General features: G+C 73.5%; 19 protein-coding genes. 4 read left to right on the top strand and 15 right to left on the bottom strand.

The features are described from left to right. The gene (locus tag OIE69_RS28340) at positions 1–468 is read right to left on the bottom strand and encodes an RDD family protein (protein ID WP_326576728.1); all 468 of its coding nucleotides are present in this window, start codon (positions 466–468) and stop codon (positions 1–3) included. Between the two features lie 199 nt (positions 469–667). Here OIE69_RS28340 and glnA point away from each other — a divergent pair, with 199 nt between their 5' ends. Both glnA and OIE69_RS28330 read left to right on the top strand, forming a co-directional pair. Continuing rightward, positions 668–2080, top strand: coding sequence for a type I glutamate--ammonia ligase (gene glnA / locus OIE69_RS28335; protein ID WP_089221814.1), 1413 nt, complete (start codon positions 668–670; stop codon positions 2078–2080). A 176-nt stretch (positions 2081–2256) separates the two neighbouring features. Beyond that, positions 2257–2715 carry an SRPBCC family protein gene (locus OIE69_RS28330; RefSeq protein WP_326576727.1) on the top strand — a complete coding sequence of 153 codons (459 nt, stop codon included), beginning with the start codon at positions 2257–2259 and terminating at the stop codon, positions 2713–2715. 17 nt (positions 2716–2732) lie between these two features. Here the strand turns inward: OIE69_RS28330 and OIE69_RS28325 are convergent, their stop codons facing one another. The 9 genes from OIE69_RS28325 to OIE69_RS28285 all read right to left on the bottom strand — a co-directional run bounded on the left by OIE69_RS28325 (position 2733) and on the right by OIE69_RS28285 (position 11023). Continuing rightward, positions 2733–3524, bottom strand: a complete 792-nt coding sequence (locus OIE69_RS28325; RefSeq protein WP_392567686.1) for an SAM-dependent methyltransferase — start codon at positions 3522–3524, stop codon at positions 2733–2735. A 145-nt stretch (positions 3525–3669) separates the two neighbouring features. Next, positions 3670–4371: a (2Fe-2S)-binding protein gene (locus tag OIE69_RS28320; protein WP_326576725.1), complete on the bottom strand. Its 702-nt coding sequence runs from the start codon at positions 4369–4371 to the stop codon at positions 3670–3672. Continuing rightward, entirely contained in the window at positions 4359–5030 is a 672-nt protein-coding gene (locus tag OIE69_RS28315; RefSeq protein WP_326576724.1) for a GntR family transcriptional regulator, read from the bottom strand. The genes OIE69_RS28320 and OIE69_RS28315 overlap by 13 nt, the downstream gene beginning before the upstream one ends. A 58-nt stretch (positions 5031–5088) precedes the next feature. Further along, the gene (locus OIE69_RS28310; RefSeq protein ID WP_326576723.1) at positions 5089–6090 is read right to left on the bottom strand and encodes a proline racemase family protein; all 1002 of its coding nucleotides are present in this window, start codon (positions 6088–6090) and stop codon (positions 5089–5091) included. Positions 6091–6141: 51 nt separating this feature from the next. After that, positions 6142–7041 carry a dihydrodipicolinate synthase family protein gene (locus tag OIE69_RS28305; protein ID WP_326576722.1) on the bottom strand — a complete coding sequence of 300 codons (900 nt, stop codon included), beginning with the start codon at positions 7039–7041 and terminating at the stop codon, positions 6142–6144. Continuing rightward, a complete protein-coding gene (locus tag OIE69_RS28300; protein WP_326581435.1) occupies positions 7038–8363 on the bottom strand; it encodes an FAD/NAD(P)-dependent oxidoreductase in 1326 nt (441 codons plus the stop codon). The genes OIE69_RS28305 and OIE69_RS28300 overlap by 4 nt, the downstream gene beginning before the upstream one ends. A gap of 58 nt (positions 8364–8421) precedes the next feature. Continuing rightward, complete coding sequence (locus OIE69_RS28295) at positions 8422–8730, bottom strand: (2Fe-2S)-binding protein (protein ID WP_326576721.1); 309 nt, start codon at positions 8728–8730, stop codon at positions 8422–8424. Continuing rightward, a complete protein-coding gene (locus tag OIE69_RS28290) occupies positions 8727–9902 on the bottom strand; it encodes an NAD(P)/FAD-dependent oxidoreductase (RefSeq protein ID WP_326576720.1) in 1176 nt (391 codons plus the stop codon). The genes OIE69_RS28295 and OIE69_RS28290 overlap by 4 nt, the downstream gene beginning before the upstream one ends. Positions 9903–9928: 26 nt before the next feature. Then, on the bottom strand, positions 9929–11023 hold the full coding sequence (locus OIE69_RS28285; protein WP_326576719.1) for a magnesium and cobalt transport protein CorA: 1095 nt from the start codon (positions 11021–11023) through the stop codon (positions 9929–9931). 489 nt (positions 11024–11512) lie between these two features. Here OIE69_RS28285 and OIE69_RS28280 point away from each other — a divergent pair, with 489 nt between their 5' ends. Next, a complete protein-coding gene (locus tag OIE69_RS28280) occupies positions 11513–12349 on the top strand; it encodes an undecaprenyl-diphosphate phosphatase (protein WP_326576718.1) in 837 nt (278 codons plus the stop codon). A 25-nt stretch (positions 12350–12374) separates the two neighbouring features. Here the strand turns inward: OIE69_RS28280 and OIE69_RS28275 are convergent, their stop codons facing one another. The 5 genes from OIE69_RS28275 to OIE69_RS28255 form a co-directional block, all read right to left on the bottom strand. After that, positions 12375–12959: a TIGR03086 family metal-binding protein gene (locus tag OIE69_RS28275; RefSeq protein ID WP_326576717.1), complete on the bottom strand. Its 585-nt coding sequence runs from the start codon at positions 12957–12959 to the stop codon at positions 12375–12377. Positions 12960–13032: 73 nt separating this feature from the next. Next, positions 13033–14043: an NADPH:quinone reductase gene (locus tag OIE69_RS28270; RefSeq protein ID WP_326576716.1), complete on the bottom strand. Its 1011-nt coding sequence runs from the start codon at positions 14041–14043 to the stop codon at positions 13033–13035. 78 nt (positions 14044–14121) lie between these two features. Beyond that, positions 14122–14523 carry a hypothetical protein gene (locus OIE69_RS28265; RefSeq protein WP_326576715.1) on the bottom strand — a complete coding sequence of 134 codons (402 nt, stop codon included), beginning with the start codon at positions 14521–14523 and terminating at the stop codon, positions 14122–14124. A gap of 58 nt (positions 14524–14581) precedes the next feature. Further along, entirely contained in the window at positions 14582–15451 is an 870-nt protein-coding gene (locus OIE69_RS28260; protein ID WP_326576714.1) for a Gfo/Idh/MocA family protein, read from the bottom strand. A gap of 2 nt (positions 15452–15453) precedes the next feature. After that, the gene (locus tag OIE69_RS28255) at positions 15454–15828 is read right to left on the bottom strand and encodes a 5-carboxymethyl-2-hydroxymuconate Delta-isomerase (RefSeq protein ID WP_326576713.1); all 375 of its coding nucleotides are present in this window, start codon (positions 15826–15828) and stop codon (positions 15454–15456) included. Positions 15829–16104: 276 nt separating this feature from the next. On the opposite strand from OIE69_RS28255, the gene glnII reads away from it, so the two are divergent. After that, positions 16105–17124 (top strand): glutamine synthetase, encoded by a 1020-nt coding sequence (gene glnII, locus OIE69_RS28250; protein WP_326576712.1) that lies wholly within the window; start codon positions 16105–16107, stop codon positions 17122–17124.

Here is a 17124-nt window from a genome sequence, read left to right as displayed (position 1 = left end):
TCACATCCGGATCTGGACCGCCTTCACGGCCCGGTCGTGCATACCGCGGGTGTCGCGGTCCCAGACCACCGCCGGGACGACCAGCAGGAGCAGCAGCGTCCGCAGCACCGCCGCGCCCGGACCGAGCCGCCCGCCGTCCTCCCTCACCACCCGCAGGCGCAGCAGGCGCTTGCCCGGAGTGGTGCCGATGGTGCCCAGCAGCAGCACGCTCATGAGGCCGAAGACCACGGTGGTCCACGGATTGGCCGCCGCCGCGTCACGGTGCGCGATCAGCCCGTAGGCGATCAGCGCGCACAGGCCCCAGTCGATGAAGAGGGCCGCGATGCGCCGCCCGACCGGGGCGATCGAGCCGGGGCCGTCCTCCGGCAGCCCGAGGCGCTGCCCGCGGTAGCCGAAGTCGACACCCATCCGCTCCGCGGCGGCCTTCGGGCCCTCGATCCACGATCCGATGACATCCCTGTTGTCCACGGCTCCACGGTAACCCCCCGCCCGGGGGCGCCCGCGTCCGACCCGGCACCCGTGCGGCGGCTCGGTTAACCTGCAAGAAACAAATGGGTCACGAGAGGGAAATGCCCGATCTCTATGGTCGGCATCAACGTGCGCCACCGCACTGGTCGCACCCATGAGCTGCAATCCGGCCTCCCGGGCCGGGCCAAGGAGGAGTTGGATGTCGTTCCAAAACGCCGACGAGGTGAAGAAGTTCATCTCGGACAACGACGTCAAGTTCGTGGACGTCCGGTTCTGCGACCTGCCCGGTGTGATGCAGCACTTCACGGTCCCGGTCGAGTCCTTCGACCCCGACGAGCAGCTGATGTTCGACGGGTCCTCGATCCGCGGCTTCCAGGCCATCCACGAGTCCGACATGGCTCTGGTGCCGGACCTCTCCACGGCCAAGCTGGACCCGTTCCGCCGGGACTCCACGCTCAACGTCAACTTCTTCATCCACGACCCGATCACCGGCGAGCAGTACAGCCGTGACCCGCGGAACGTGGCGAAGAAGGCCGAGGCCTACCTCGCCTCCTCCGGCATCGCCGACACCGCGTACTTCGGCCCCGAGGCCGAGTTCTACGTCTTCGACAGCGTCCGCTTCGAGACCAGCGCGAACCAGTCCTTCTACCACATCGACTCCGAGGCCGGCGCCTGGAACAGCGGTGCGGAGCAGGACAACCGCGGTTACAAGGTCAAGTACAAGGGCGGCTACTTCCCGGTCCCGCCGGTCGACCACTTCGCCGACCTGCGCGCCGAGATCACTCTCGAGCTGATGAAGTCCGGCCTCCAGGTCGAGCGCCAGCACCACGAGGTGGGCACCGCCGGCCAGGCCGAGATCAACTACAAGTTCAACACGCTGCTCGCCGCGGCCGACGACCTGATGCTCTTCAAGTACATCGTGAAGAACGTCGCCTGGCGTGCCGGCAAGACCGCGACCTTCATGCCCAAGCCGATCTTCGGTGACAACGGCTCCGGCATGCACGTCCACCAGTCGCTGTGGACCAACGGCGCCCCGCTGTTCTACGACGAGCAGGGCTACGCGGGCCTGTCCGACACCGCCCGCTACTACATCGGCGGCATCCTCAAGCACGCCCCGGCGCTGCTGGCCTTCACCAACCCCACGGTGAACTCCTACCACCGCCTGGTCCCCGGTTTCGAGGCCCCGGTCAACCTGGTCTACTCGCAGCGCAACCGCTCCGCGGCCATCCGCATCCCGATCACGGGTGCGAACCCCAAGGCCAAGCGCATCGAGTTCCGCGCCCCGGACTCCTCCGGCAACCCGTACCTGGCCTTCTCGGCGCTGCTGCTCGCCGGCCTCGACGGCATCAAGAACAAGATCGAGCCGGCCGAGCCCGTCGACAAGGACCTCTACGAGCTCGCCCCCGAGGAGCACGCGGGCGTCCCGCAGGTCCCGACCTCGCTGTCGGCGGTCCTGGAGTCCCTCGAGGACGACCACGAGTTCCTCCTGCAGGGCGGGGTCTTCACCTCCGACCTGATCGAGACCTGGATCGACTACAAGCGGGTCAACGAGATCGCCCCGATCGCGCTGCGGCCGCACCCGCACGAGTTCGAGCTCTACTTCGACATCTGATGCGGCCCCGGGCCGGAGCGGGGAACCGCCCGCCCGGACCGTGCGCCACCCGTCGGCCGGCTCTCCTCGTCCAGGAGAGCCGGCCGACGGCTTTTCCCGTCCCGGAAGCCGGTGTGCGGCGCGCGCCTCGGTGGGAGGATCCCCGTGCCGGGTGCCGTGCCGAGGAGGGGTCCGCGATGCCGTCCACAGAACTGGAGCACACCTTCCGGGTGGCCGCGCCCCCGGAGGAGGTCTTCGCGCACCTGGCCGAGCCGACGCACTACATCGGCCTGTCGCCGCTCCTCGTCGACGTGCGCGATGTGCACCGCAGCGGCGGGAGCGTGCACTACACGGCCGTGGAGCGGTTCCGGTTCCTGGGCCTGCTGCGGCACGACAACGTCATCGACGTGACGCTCGTCGCCGTCCCGGACCGGCTGCCGCACTCCGCCGAGATCTCCGGCGAGGTCCGCAGTCCCGCCCGGGTCCGCATGGGCTACCGCTTCGCCATAGACCGCGACGGGGACGGCAGCCTGGTCACCGACACCCTGCACCTGCGCACGCCGCCCGGCCTGCTGCGCTTCGCCGCCTCCCAGGCGGGGGCGGTCCAGCGGGCAAGGGCCCGGGTCCTCAAGGCCCGGCTGGACCGGCCCGCCTGAAGAACGGGCGGGCCCCGCTAGCCGCGGCGGGCGACGCCGCCGTAGAAGCCGATCTCGCCGGAGCGCGGCGGGACGGGGGTGTCGGGGCGCCAGAAGGGGACCTGGACGAGGCCCGGCTCCTCCAGCTCGAAGCCGTCGAAGAGCCGCTCGACCTCGGAACGGGAGCGCAGGTTGAGGGTCGCGGTGGCGTTGTTGTAGACGGCCTGGGCGTCGCTGCGGTCGGCGAAGTCGCCGGTGGCGTGCGAGAGCACCACGTAGCTGCCGGCCGGGAGCGCGTCGCGCAGGGTGGCGACCACCTCCGCGGGCTTCTCCCCGTCGGTGAGGAAGTGGAGGACGGCGACGAGGAGCAGGGCGACCGGTTCGTCGAAGTCGATGACCCGCCGGACGTCGGGGTGGTCCAGGACGGCCCGGGGGTCGCGCAGGTCGGCGAGTACGACGCTGGTCGCGGCCGAGCGGCTGAGCAGGGCGTTGGCGTGGGTGTTCACGATCGGGTCGTTGTCGACGTACGCGATGCGGACGTCGGCCGACACCTCTTGGGCGATCTCGTGCACGTTGGGGGAGGTGGGCAGGCCGGTGCCGATGTCGAGGACCTGGCGGACGCCGCTGCCGACCACGTGCCGGACGGCGCGGCGCATGAAGGCCCGGTTGGCCCGGACGCCGATCCTCACCTCGGGAGCCACGACGGCGAGTGCGTCGGCGGCCTTGCGGTCGACCTCGTAGTTGTCCTTGCCGCCCAGCAGGTAGTCGTAGATCCGCGCGGGGTGCGGCCTGCCGGTGTCGATCTCCTCGGCGCGGAAGCCGTTCTCCATCACGCTGCGCTCCTCTCGGCGGCCGGCCGGGCCCTGACCCGGCACCGCTGACGACAGCTTTCCACATCATCAACTTCTCTGCCCACATGGATAGTTCCTGGTCACCGGGAGTTCGACGCGGCGCCCGCCGGTGGCCGGCCCGCCCTCAGCGCAGCGCGCAGTCCCCGCACAGTCCGCCGCCGGGCACGCGGTAGTACAGGCAGCAGCTGCGGCGGACGTAGGCGGGTGCGCCCGGTCCGGTGAGGCGGAGGTCGCCGGCGTCGCGCAGCAGGGGGTCCGCCATCAGCTCCTCCGTCAGCGCGACGGCACGGGCGGCCGCGGCGGGCCGTGCGCCCTCCCCCAGGCACCAGGAGCGCAGCACCCGCAGGGTGCCGGCGAGGGCCGAGGCGGCGTTGCCCCACAGCAGCCCGGGCGCGACGCCCGACACCGCGTGCACGGACTCGCAGAGGGGCACCAGGTGACCCAGGAGCACGTCCTCGCGCAGTCGGCCGGCGGGCACCTGCGGGGCGTCGTCCGGCAGCCACAGCTCGTCCGGTGTCGACCGGCCGGGGTGCCACCACAGGCGTCCGCCGGACAGGTCGGGCATGCGGCCGGTGAGCGCCGCCGGGCCGAGCGCGACGGACCACAGCCGCGCGGCCAGCCCCTGCTGGGCCAGCGAGGCGGCGACGCGCCGCTCCCCCGTGCCGAGCCGCCGCCCGACCTCCGCGACCCGGCCGGTGAGCGCGGGCGACGGCCGCCCGGCGTACACCTCCGCCAGCGGCACGAATCCCTCCGCCAGCGGCTCCCCCGGCCCGGTGCGTACGGCGAAGAACGGCCCCGGGCCGCCTCCGCCGGTCAGCGCGCCCACAGGCCCCTGACGTGCCCGAGGTGGCGGGTCATGACGGCCTGTACGGCCGCGCCGTCGCGGGCCAGGAGGACGTCCAGCAGTTCCAGGTGCTCCTCCGCGGAGGCCCGGAGCAGGCCGCGCTCGGCGAGGGCCGTGAGGCCGTACAGCCGGGAGCGCTTGCGCAGGTCGCCCACGACCTCGACCAGGTGCTCGTTGCCGGCGAGCGCGAGCAGCCCGAGGTGGAAGCGGCGGTCGGCCTCCACGTAGGCGATGAGGTCGCCGGCAGCGGCGGCGGTGACGATCTCCTCTGCGGCCGGGCGCAGCGCCTCCAGCGCCGTGGCGTCGGCGGTGGAGGCGAGGCCGGTGACGGTCGGGATCTCGATGAGGGAGCGGATGTGGGTGTACTCGTCGAGCTGCCCGTCGGAGACGGCGGTCACCCGGAAGCCCTTGTTGGGCACCGGGTCGAGCAGCCCCTCTTTGGCCAGGTCCAGCAGCGCCTCGCGGACGGGCGTGGCGGAGATGCCGAAGCGGCCCGCCAGCGCGGGCACCGAGTGCACCTCGCCGGGGCGGAGCTCCCCCGCGACCAGCGCCGCGCGCAGGGCGTCCGCGACGAGCTCGCGGTAACTGCCGGAGCGCTGCCCGCCGAGGGCGGGCAGGGCGGGCCCGTCGTGCGCTGCCATGCGGTGGCTCCTCCTCGGCGACGTGGCATGTATGCGACCAGTATCGGTGTCCGGGTCGCTAGAGGACGAATCCGGCGGGGAAAGGGTCCGACGGGTCCAGCAGGTACTGGGCCGTGCCGGTGATCCAGGCGCGGCCGGTGACGGACGGCAGCACCGCGGGCAGGCCGGCCACCTCGCTGGTGCCGGTGAGCCGCCCGGTGAAGTGCGTGCCGATGAAGGACTCGTTCACGAAGTCCTGGTGCAGGGGCAGTTCGCCGCGGGCGTGCAGCTGCGCCATCCGCGCGCTCGTGCCGGTGCCGCACGGCGAGCGGTCGAACCAGCCGGGGTGGATGGCCATGGCGTGCCGCGAGCGGACCGCCGTGGAGCCGGGCGCCAGCAACTGGACGTGCTTGCACCCGCGGATGGTGGGGTCCTCCGGGTGGACGGGCGGCTCCTCGGCGTTGATCGCGTCCATCAGCGCGAGGCCGGCAGCGAGGATGTCGTCCTTGCGGGACCGCTCGAAGGGCAGGCCGAAGGAGTCCAGGGGCAGGATCGCGTAGAAGTTGCCGCCGTAGGCGAGGTCGTAGGTGACGGTGCGGCCGTCGGCGAGGACGGCCTTGCGGTCCAGTGCGACGCTGAACGAGGGGACGTTGCGCAGGGTCACGGCGGTCGCCGCGCCGTCGCTGACGGCGACCTCCGCGACGACCAGGCCGGCCGGAGTGTCGAGGCGGACCGTGGTGACGGGCTCGGTCACCGGCACCATGCCGGTCTCGACGAGGACGGTCGCCACGCCGATCGTGCCGTGCCCGCACATCGGCAGGTAGCCGGAGACCTCGATGTAGATCACGCCGTAGTCGGCGTCCGGGCGGGTGGGCGGCTGCAGGATCGCCCCGCTCATCGCGGCGTGGCCGCGGGGCTCGTCCATCAGCAGGTGCCGGATGTGGTCGAGGTGGTCGCGGAAGTGGAGGCGGCGTTCGTTCATGGTGGCGCCGGGGACGGTGCCGATGCCGCCGGTGACGACGCGGGTGGGCATGCCCTCGGTGTGGGAGTCCACCGCGTGCAGGACGAGTTTGCTGCGCATGGGGGTGTGTCCTCCTCGTGGGTCGGGTGCCGGGGCCGCGGCCGGGGGTGGCTACGCCAGGCCGGCCGCGATCGCGGCCTCGGTGGCGGCCCGGACGTCCTTCTCCTGCTCCGGCAGCAGCGGCACGCGCGGCGGGCGGCAGGGGCCCCCGTACCGGCCGGCGAGGTCCATCGACAGCTTGATGGCCTGGACGAACTCCGTCCTGGAGTCCCAGCGCAGCAGCGGGTGCAGCGACCGGTAAAGCGGCAGCGCGGTCCCGGTGTCCCCGGCGACCGCGGCGCGGAAGAGCTCGCCGCACGCCCGGGGCAGGGCGTTGGGGTAGCCCGCGACCCAGCCCTTGGCGCCCGCGGCGGCCAGTTCGAGCAGCACGTCGTCCGCGCCGATCACCAGGTCGAGTTCCGGGGCGAGTTCGGCCAGCTCCCAGGCGCGGCGCACGTCGCCGCTGAACTCCTTCACGGCCTGGATGTGGCCGGCGTCGTGCAGCTCCGCGAGCAGGCGCGGGGTCAGGTCGACCTTGGTGTCGTAGGGGTTGTTGTACGCGACGACCGACAGCCCGGCCCGTGCGACCTCGGCGTAGTGGGCGTGCACGGAACGCTCGTCCGCGCGGTAGGCGTTGGGCGGCAGCAGCATCACGGCCCGGCATCCGGCGTCGGCGGCGTGCTCGGCCCAGCGGCGCGCCTCGCCGGAGCCGTACGCGGCGACGCCCGGTACGACGCGCTCGCCGCCGATCGCGGCGACGGCCGTCTCCACGACCCGCGCGCGCTCCGCGGGGGTCAGGACCTGGTACTCGCCGAGCGAGCCGTTGGGCACGACGCCGTCGCAGCCGTTCGCCACCAGCCAGGCGCAGTGGGCGGCGTAGGCCTCGTAGTCGACGGACAGGTCCTCGGCGCGCAGCGGCAGGGCGGTGGCGACGAGCACGCCGCGCCACGGACGGTCGGGGGTGCTGTTCATGGCTGTTCCCTCTCTTCCTCTTCGGCTGCCTCAGCGGCCAGCAGGCCGAGCGGCACGGGCCGGGCGAGGGGCCGCCCGGGGTCGGTGAAGGGGCATCCGGCGACAGCGGCGACGCCGGGGCCGCAGACACGGCCCTGGCACCAGCCCATCCCTGCGCGGGTGAGCAGCTTGACGGTGCGGAGGTCGCCGGCGCCGAGGTCGCGGACGGCCTCGCGGACGGCGGAGGCGGGCACCTCCTCGCAGCGGCACACCACGGTGTCGTCGGTGACGGTGGACTCCGCCCAGTCGCCGGGGAGGCGGTAGACGGCGTCGAGCACGGCGGCGAACCTCCGCAGCCGCTCGCGGCGGCGGACGGCGGTCGCCCACCCCGCGGGGTCGGGCTCCGTACCGCGCAGCCGGGCGGCGGCGGACCGTCCGGCGATCTCCCCCTCGGCGAGGGCGAGTTCGGCGCCGCCGACGCCGGTGACCTCGCCGGCGGCCCAGACGCCGGGGGTGGGGGTGCGCTGTTCCGCGTCCACCTCGAAGGAGCCGGCGAGGTCGGTGTGCGGCAGCAGCCCGTGGCCGACGGCGAGGGCGTCGCATGCGACACGGCGCCGTGCGCCGTCGGGCCCGGCCAGGGTGACCGCCTCGACGCGGTCCACGCCGTGGGCGGCGACGACCGTGTGCCGCCAGCGCACGCGGATCCCGTGCCGGGCCAGGCGGGCGGCGTACACGGCGCCCTCCACGGCCTTGCCGAGGGGTACGGCGCCGGCGTGCCGCAGCAGGTCGCGCGGGTCGGCGGCCTCGGCGAGCGCCGCGACGCGCGCCCCGGCCGCCGCGAGGCCCGCCGCGACCGGCAGCAGCAGCGGCCCCGTCCCGGCGACGACGACCGTACGGCCGGGGAGCACCAGACCGCCCTTGAGCATCGCCTGCGCGCCACCCGCCGTGACGACCCCGGGCAGCGTCCAGCCGGGGAACGGCAGCACCTTCTCGTATCCCCCGGTCGCCAGGACCACCCCGTCCGCGCCGATCGCGCCCGCCTCGAGCGTGTGCAGGGTGAACCCCGGTTCCACGCACCAGACCTGGCACCCCGGGAGGTGGGTGACGCGGCCCGCCTCGATGTGGGCCTCAAGGCGCCCGCGCAGCCTCCGCCAGGTACCCCACGCGTGGTGCAGGGCCCCGGCCCTGCGTGCCCGCAGGCCCGGTGCGGGCTGCCGGTAGAACTGCCCGCCCGCCTGGGGCGCGGCGTCCACCAGCGCGACGCGCACGCCGGAGTCCGCGGCCTCCAGCGCGGCCGCGATCCCCGCCGGGCCGGCACCCAGGACGGCCAGCTCGTACCTCATCCCGCTCACGTCCGCCTCCCGCGACGGCTCCCAGGTCCCGGACCGGCGCCTGCGCCGGTCACGGCAGCTCTCCTGTGCCGGCCTGCGGGGTGACGACGTCGCCGGGGTGGGCGGCGGTGACGCAGGCGCGCGTCCCCGGGCGGCCGTTGACCGTGACGAGGCAGTCGAAGCAGACGCCGATGCCGCAGAAGACGCCCCGGGGGGCGCCGTCGACGCGGGTGGTGCGCCAGGACAGGACGCCGGCCGACCAGAGGGCGGCCGCGACGGACTGCCCGGGGTGGGCGGGGATGTCGCGCCCGTCGAAGGTGAAGGTGAAGCCCGGGCCCGGTGCGGCGCGGGCCAGGCGCAGGGGGCTGCGGCGGCTCACGGGGTGGCCTCCTCGGCGGGGAAGCGGTCGGGGCGGAAGGGGGTGAGGTCGAGGTCGGGGCGGGCCCCGGTGAGGCACTGGGCGATCAAGTGGCCGGTCGCCGGGGCGAGTCCGATGCCGGCGCCCTCGTGGCCGCAGGCGTGGTGGAGCCCGGGGGCACGGGGGTCCGGGCCGATCGCGGGAAGGTGGTCCGGCAGGTACGGCCGGAAGCCGGTGTACGCGCGCAGTGTCGCGACCTCCCGGAGCACCGGGAAGAGGGCGAGGGCCTGGGCGGCGAGACGGCGTGCGACGGGGAGGGAGAAGGTGCGGTCGAAGCCGACGCGTTCACGGCTGGCGCCGATGAGGACGGGGCCCGCCGCCGTGGCCTCGACGACGGCGGAGGTCTGCAGGTCGGCGGAGTCGCTGGCGACGTCGGCGACGTAGTCCGCCGCGTAGACCTTGTGCCGGACGGTGCGCGCCTGGAGGGGCTCGGTGACCAGGACGAAGCCGCGCCGCGGCAGTACGGGCAGCCGTACCCCGGCGAGCGCGGCCACCTCGCCGCCCCAGGTGCCCGCGGCGTTGACGACGGCCGGGGCGTGGATGTCGCCGCGGTCGGTGCGGACCCCGCGCACGGCGCCGTCCGGCGTGCGGAGCACCGCCGTCACCGTGGTGCCGAGCCGGGCCTCGGCGCCCAGGTCGCGGGCGGCGCGGACGAGGCGGGCGGCGGCGAGCGCGGGCTGCACCTGGGCGTCCTGGGGGTAGTGGACGCCTCCGGCGAGGCCGTCCGCAAGATGGGGTTCGAACTCGCGCAGCCCGTCCGCCGGTACGGGCACCGCCTCGACGCCGCTGCGCCGCTGGGCGGCGGCGAAGTCCAGCAGCGCGCGCAGGCCTTCCTCGCCGGAGGCCACGACGAGCCCGCCCTTGGCCTCGTACTCGGCGGTCGCGCCCAGGTTGTGACGTTCGGTCAGTCCATGCCACAACCGGGCGGAGAGCAGGGCGAGTCCGAGCTCCGGACCCGGTTCCTTGTCGGACACCAGCAGATTGCCCTCGCCGGCCCCGGTGGTGCCGCCGGCCACCGGTCCGCGGTCCACCAGGACGGTGCGGAGCCCGGCCGCCGCGGCGTGGAGGGCGCAGGCCGCGCCCACCATCCCGGCGCCGACGACCAGGACATCGCAGCTCGTCGGCTTGCTCACGCCGGTAATATGTCACACAGCACTGCTCACAACCAGCCGTTGCGCCGGAATCCGCGGTGGATGACGAAGCAGATGACGACCATGACGCCCACGGCGAGCGGATAGCCGTAGGTCCAGCGGAGCCCCGGCATGTGCTCGAAGTTCATCCCGTACAGGCCGCAGATCATGGTGGGGACGGCGAGGATGGCGACCCAGGCGCTGATCTTGCGCATGTCCTCGTTCTGGGCCATGGTCACCTGCGCGATGTTGGCCTGGAGGATCGAGTTGAGCAGGTCGTCGAAGGAGTTGACCTGCTCGTTGGCGCGCGCGAGGTGGTCGGCGGCGTCGCGGAAGTAGGTCCGCAGGTCGGCCTCGATGCCGGGCAGGGGGACCTCGGCGAGCCGCTCCAGGGGGCGGCCGAGCGGGGCCACGGCCCGCTTGAGCTCCAGCAGTTCCCTCTTGAGCTGGTAGATCCGGCCGGCGTCGGTGCCGCGGCCGTGATGGTCGGAGAAGACGTCCGTCTCGACCTGCTCGATGTCCTCGTGGACCGCGGAGGTGACGGCGAGGTACTGGTCGACGACATGGTCGGTTATCGCGTGCAGGACGGCGGCCGGCCCCTTGGAGAGCTGGTCGGGGACGGTCTCCAGGCCCTCGCGGAGCGGGCCGAGGGAGCCGTGGCCGCCGTGGCGCACCGTGATGACGAAGTCGGCGCCGGTGAAGACCATGATGTCGCCGGTCTCCACGACCTCGCTGGTCGCGGTGAGCCGGTCGTGCTCGACGTAGCGGGCGGTCTTGAGGACGGTGAACAGGGTGTCGCCGTACTGCTCCAGCTTGGGCCGCTGCTGGGCGTGGACGGCGTCCTCGACGGCGAGCGGGTGGAGTCCGAACAACTCGGCGACACCGGCGAACTCCGCCTCCGTCGGCTCGTGGAGCCCGATCCACACGAAGCCCCGGCCGGACTTGCGGACCCGGGCGATCGCCTCGTACGCGGCGCAGTCGTCCTGCCGCAGTCCGTCCGCGTAGACCACGCAGTTCACCACCGAGCTGCCCAGCGGGGAACGCGCCGGGTGGCTGAGGTCCACACGCCGTTGGCGTATGTGGGTGAGGCGGACGGCTTGGCGGAGATTGCTGATCATCGACATGAAAGGCTCCTACGCAGGCATGCGGCCGCCAGTATTGCCCACACCCGGGCCTGTTCGAGCCCTGCGTCGCACCGTCCCTGCACCGCAGGGGACTTGGGGGCACCCCCCGTCCATCCGCGCACGCAGGGGCCGGGGGTGGGAGAGGCGGGCGGTACGACTCGCCTCCCCCGCCACCGGGAGCCGGAACCCACTGCACGGCCGCACCGCGACGGCATCACCGATGTGCCTTCTGTGCGCTTTTCGAGGCAGACACACCCTTGTCTGTTATTTCATACGGAATGCCGGTGATGTGACATGCGCGACATGCCGCCGGACCGCACTCGGGCGCGTCCTCCCTGTTCGCGAGGTCGCCGCCCGCCGGGACAGGCCTTCGGGGCGTGCGGTCGGGGCGGACCTGGTTCGCGGGGGGCGCGGGACTTCTCTTACACTCCGTAGGGCTCCGGCCGGTGCAGGCCCGGGCACGCCACGTACTCCGCAGAGATGGGTCCCATGAGCGCCATCAGTATCGGTCAGGCAGCTGTGCTCGGCGTCGTGGAGGGGGTCACCGAGTTCCTCCCGATCTCGTCCACCGGCCACCTGAAGATCACCGAAGGCCTGATGGGCATCCCGGTGGACGACAAGGCCGTCGTCGCCTTCTCCGCGGTCATCCAGTCGGGCGCGATCGCGGCCGTGCTGGTCTACTTCTTCAAGGACATCGTCCGGATCTGCAAGGCGTGGTTCACCGGCATCGCCAACCGCGAGGAGCGGTACCACCACGACTACAAGTTCGGCTGGTGGGTGATCTTCGCGACGATCCCGATCGTCGTCGTCGGCCTGGCGGCCAAGCCGCTCATCGAGGGACCGCTGGCCTCACTGTGGGTGGTCGCGGGATCGCTGATCGTCGGCAGCGGTGTGATGTGGGCGGCCGACCAGATGGGCCGCCACAAGCGGGGCGAGGACGACACCACGTTCAAGGACGCGATGCTCGTCGGCTCCTCGCAGATCCTCGCCCTGCTCTTCCCCGGCTTCTCCCGCTCCGGCGCGACGATGTCCACCGCGCTCATCCTCGACCTGGACCGGGTCGCCGCGACGCGCCTCTCCTTCTTCCTGGGCATCCCCGCCCTGACCGGCGCCGGCCTGTACGAGCTGAAGGACGCGCTCGGCGCCGGGGTCGACACCGCGCCGCTGATCGTCGGGACGGTCGTGTCCTTCGTCGTCGCGTACGGGTCGATCGCCTGGCTGCTGAAGTTCGTGGCCAAGCACTCGTTCAACGCGTTCATCGTCTACCGGCTCGTGATCGGCACCCTGCTCTTCGGCCTGCTGGGCACGGGCGTCATCGGCGCATAGGCCGCGGCCCACGAGCGGGCCGCGGTCAGCGCGCGGGAGTGCGGCCGGACAGGGCCAGGGCCCGCTCGAAGGCCGTGGCCGCGGCGGGGTCCGGGAGCATGACCGGCGCGGCGAAGCCCTCGTAGCGGCGGTAGACCTCGGCGTACCGGTCGACGACCTCCAGCACGAACGCGCCGAGCCCCGGGCCGCAGCGGTACTCCTGGCCGGTGGCCCGGGCCACGTCCCAGCCGTGGACGGCGAGCTCCTTGACGATCATCGAGGCGACCTCGGCGGCCGGCATCTGCTCGTGCCCCAGATCGAGCTCGCCCTCCCACACCTCCGGCGCCGCCCACGCCGCGACGGCGCGGTCCAGTTGCTCCGCGTACGCCCCGGCCCAGTCCGGGGCGGCGGTGAAGTCGCGGGCGGTGAGCTCCTCGGGCAGCCGCCTGCGCAGCGCCCGGTGCTCCAGGCCGTGCGAGGTGTAGAGGATCCAGTGGTTGAGCAGCGTGCGGGTGTCCCACTCCCCGCACGGGGTGGGCGCGGAGAGGCGGGCGGGGTCGCCGCCCACACCGCGGGCGACCCGGGCGGCCTCGGCGGCGGCTTCGATCATCAATGCGTGCGGTTCGGTCATGCGCCCATCCTGCGGAGGCGGGCGGCGGGCGGTCTTGAACAAACGCGACAGCCGCACCGCCCGCCGCCCGTGCCTACACGTCCACGACGACCTTGCCGACCACGCCGTCCTCCACCGCCGCGTGGGCGTCGGCGGTGCGCTCCAGCGGGAAGCGGTGCAGCGGCAGCCCCGACTCCTCGCCGGACCGCAGGGCGCCGTCCCGCAGGGCCGCGGTGACGGCCGCGACCGCCTCGCGCTTCGCGGCGTCCGGCATGGTGTAGACGAGCACGCCGTGCCAGCGCAGATTGCGGGCGAAGGTCTCCCTGACGGGCAGCGTGAACTCGGCGCCGCCGTTGTCCGCGTAGTAGGCGACGACGCTGTTCGGCGCCAGCACCGCCAGGTCGAGCCCGCTGTTCACCGCCACGGCGACCTCCACGACGATGTCCACGCCCTCCGGTGCGGCACGGCGGATCTCCGCGGCCGGGTCGGGGGCCGTGTAGTCCACGATGTGGTGCGCCCCCGCGGCACGGGCGAGCTCCGCCTTGTAGGGGTTGCTGACCGTGGCCACGACGAACGCCCCCGCCCAGCGCGCGAGCTGGATCGCCGCGTGGCCGACCGCGCCCGCCCCGCCCGCGACCAGGACGTTCCGGCCGCCGAGGACGCCCGGGGCGAGCCGGGCCGGGCCGCCTTCCGCCACGGTCAGCGCGCGATGCGCGGTCATCGCGGGGATCCCGAGGCTCGCGCCGGTGTCGAAGGACGCGGTCGCGGGCAGCGGCACCGCGTGTGCCCCGGGAAGCGTCACGTACTCCTGGGCGGTGCCGTCCGCCCGCTGCCAGGCGGCCTCCCACAGCCAGACCCGCTCACCGGTCCGTCCGGGGTCGACGCCCTCCCCGACGGCGTCCACCACCCCGGCGCCGTCCTGGTTCGGCACCTGCTCCGCGACTGTGGCGGGCGGCCCGCCGCGCCGCGACTTCCAGTCCGTCGGGTTGACCCCCGACACCTCGACCCGTACCCGCACCTCGCCCGGACCCGGCTGCGGAAGCGGCCGCTCGGTCAGGCGCAGCACCTCGGGGCCGCCGCCTTCCGTGTACACGATGGCCTTCATGATCCGTACAAGGCCGCACCGGCGCGCATTCTTCCCGCCGCGCCGGACGCGCGTACGGCGCGGCGTGCGCCGAGGGCGTCAGACGGGCGCCGCCCGTTCGCACAGGACGGCGGCGCCGGAGGGTTCCGGCGGCGGCTCGGGGAGGCCCACCGCGGCCGCGCCCGGCGAACGGTGCGGGGCGCGGGGGACGAACGCTCCGCTGGTGCCGCCGCGACCGCGGTGGACCAGGATGCCGGAGACGGGATCGGGGACGGCGTCGAGCGCCGCGCGAGTACCGGGCAGGGCGCGCCACCCGAGCCAGTGCTCCTCTTCACGGAAGCACAACTCGAAGACGACACCCCACCCGTACGTGTGCCATTCCCACGCCAGCGCACGGTTGGTGACCGCCGACTCGACAAGCGTCGGCGCGTACGCGTCACGCCATGCCGCGGCGGGTGTGCTGGCGTTGAGGACTTCGATGGACCACCAGTCCGCTGCCATACCCAAAACGATAGGCACTTCGCAAGTCGCCCGCCAGAGTCCTGCCCCTGACGGCGCGTCACACAGGGTCGGCCGAGACCAGCAACTCCGTCACGCGCGCCGCGAAACGGGCGTCGCAGGGGTGGGGGACGCCGGTGCGCACGGCCGTGAGCAGGGCGTCGATGGCGTTGCCGAAGGCGGGCACGGGCCCGTCGGCGCGGTCGGGGAGCGAGGCGACGCCGCTGGTGCCGCGCAGCTCGACGGTCATGCCGGCGGCCGCCGGAGGGGCGGTGAGGCTCAGCGCCGCCGTGCTGGAGGCGCCGCCGTCGTGCCGCAGCACCAGGTGGACGGTGTCGCCGGGGCCCTGGACGGCGGTGAGAGCGGTGACGTCCCCGAGGACGGGCAGGAGCACGGACAGCGCGTGCGGTCCGACGTCCCACAGCGCGCCCTTCTCACGCCGCCAGGGGGAGTCGGCGAAGGGGCTGTCCCCGGAGGTGAACACCGAGCCGAGCCACTCCGCGCGGGCGGTGAACCAGCCGTCCCGGGCGGCCTGCTCGTCGATCCAGGCGGAACTCGTGGCGTCGAAGCGCAGGGTGAAGAAGACCACCGACGCGACCCCGGCGGCCTCGGCGGCGTCGGCGACGCGGCGGGCGTCGGTCACCGTCGTCGCGACCGGCTTGTCGAGCAGCAGGTGCCGGCCGGCCGCGGCGGCACGCGCGGCCAGCGGGGCCTGCACGTCCGGGGGCAGGGCGATCGCCACCGCGTCCACGTCGCCGATGAGCTCGTCCACGTCGGCGTAGGCGCGGGTGCCGAGGGTCGCGGCGAGTGCGGCCGCCGCCTCGGGGCGGCGGCCCCAGATCCCGGTGAACTCGACGTCGGGGTGAGCGGCGAGGGCGGGGCCGTGGGCGATCTCCGCCCAGGGGCCGGTGCCGAGAAGTCCGATGCGCATGGTCACCGCTCCCCCGCCGGCTCGGTGTGGCTGCGGTACCAGGTGCGGTCGAGGTCGACGATGTCGACGGCGGTCTGCACGCTCAGCCCCGGGGTCGGCGCGAGGTGCTCCCGCAGCAGTTCCAGGACGCCCTCGCTCAGCCGCGTCTTGGCCTCGGGCGTGCGCCCGGACAGGACGGCGGCGCGGACGAGGACGAGCGCGTGCTCGGGACCGCCGTCGGCGAGGACGTACTCGTCGGACCGGAGGAAGCGGGTCTTGCACGCCTCCACCCTGGTGTCGATGGTCTTGGCGACCAGCGGGTGCAACGCGGTCGCGAAGCCGCGCCGGTCGAAGGCGTCCGCGAGGTTGCCTGTGTAGTCCACGGTGATGTGAGGCATGGCACACACCCTACGTCCCTGGTCACGACGGTCCGCGGGGCCCCGGCACCGGGGCGGCGGAGGGCCGCTCCGGCCCGCCGGCCGCCGGGCGTACGGGGGTGTTTCGGCGACCGTGGCAGGGCTGGGCGCCCATCGGGCCGGGGTGTCCGCCAGGTGGGACGGCAGCGCGTTCACATCGGGTTAACACACGGGCAATGGATGCGAAATCGCAGGTTGTGAGGCTGCAGCGGCAACACCACCCGCCCCGCAAGGCACACGCCACCAAGGATGACGCCCGTGAGCTACAAGGCCGAGTACATCTGGATCGACGGTACCGAGCCGACCGCCAAGCTGCGCTCGAAGACCAAGATCCTCGCCGACGGTGCGGAGCCCGGTGTGTGGGGCTTCGACGGCTCCAGCACCAACCAGGCCCAGGGCCACAGCTCGGACCGTGTGCTCAAGCCGGTCGCCACCTACCCGGACCCGATCCGCGGCGGCGCGAACCTGCTGGTGCTGTGCGAGGTCTTCGACATCGACGGCACGCCGCACTCCTCCAACACCCGTGCCCTGCTGCGCCCGGTCGCGGAGCGGTTCGCGGGCCAGGAGTCGCTGTTCGGCATCGAGCAGGAGTACACCTTCTTCCAGGGCTCGCGCCCGCTGGGCTTCCCCGAGGCCGGCTACCCGGCCCCGCAGGGCGGCTACTACTGCGGCGTCGGCGCCGACGAGATCTTCGGCCGCGAGATCGTCGAGACGCACCTCGACAACTGCCTCGCCGCCGGTCTGGGCATCTCCGGCATCAACGCCGAGGTCATGCCCGGTCAGTGGGAGTTCCAGGTCGGCCCGCTGAGCCCGCTGGAGGTCGCCGACCAGCTGTGGGTCGCGCGCTGGCTGCTCTACCGCACCGCCGAGGAGTTCGGCGTCTCCGCCACCCTCGACCCCAAGCCGGCCAAGGGCGACTGGAACGGCGCGGGCGCGCACACCAACTTCTCCACCAAGGCCATGCGCGAGGGCTACGACGCGATCGTCGAGGCCTGCGAGGCCCTCGGCCGCGACGACAAGCCGATGGAGCACATCAAGAACTACGGCTCCGGCGTCGAGGCCCGCCTGACCGGCGCCCACGAGACCGCCCCCTGGAGCGAGTACAGCTACGGCGTCTCCGACCGCGGCGCCTCGGTCCGCATCCCCTGGCAGGTCGAGGTCGACAAGAAGGGCTACATCGAGGACCGCCGGCCCAACGCCAACGTCGACCCCTACGTCGTCACCCGCCTCATCGTCGGCACCTGCTGCTCGGCGCTGGAGAAGGCCGAGCTCGTCTGA

It is taken from the genome of Actinacidiphila glaucinigra, assembly GCF_035918135.1.
Taxonomy (GTDB): Bacteria; Actinomycetota; Actinomycetes; order Streptomycetales; family Streptomycetaceae; genus Actinacidiphila; species Actinacidiphila glaucinigra.
This window is presented reverse-complemented; position numbering and strand designations above follow the sequence as displayed.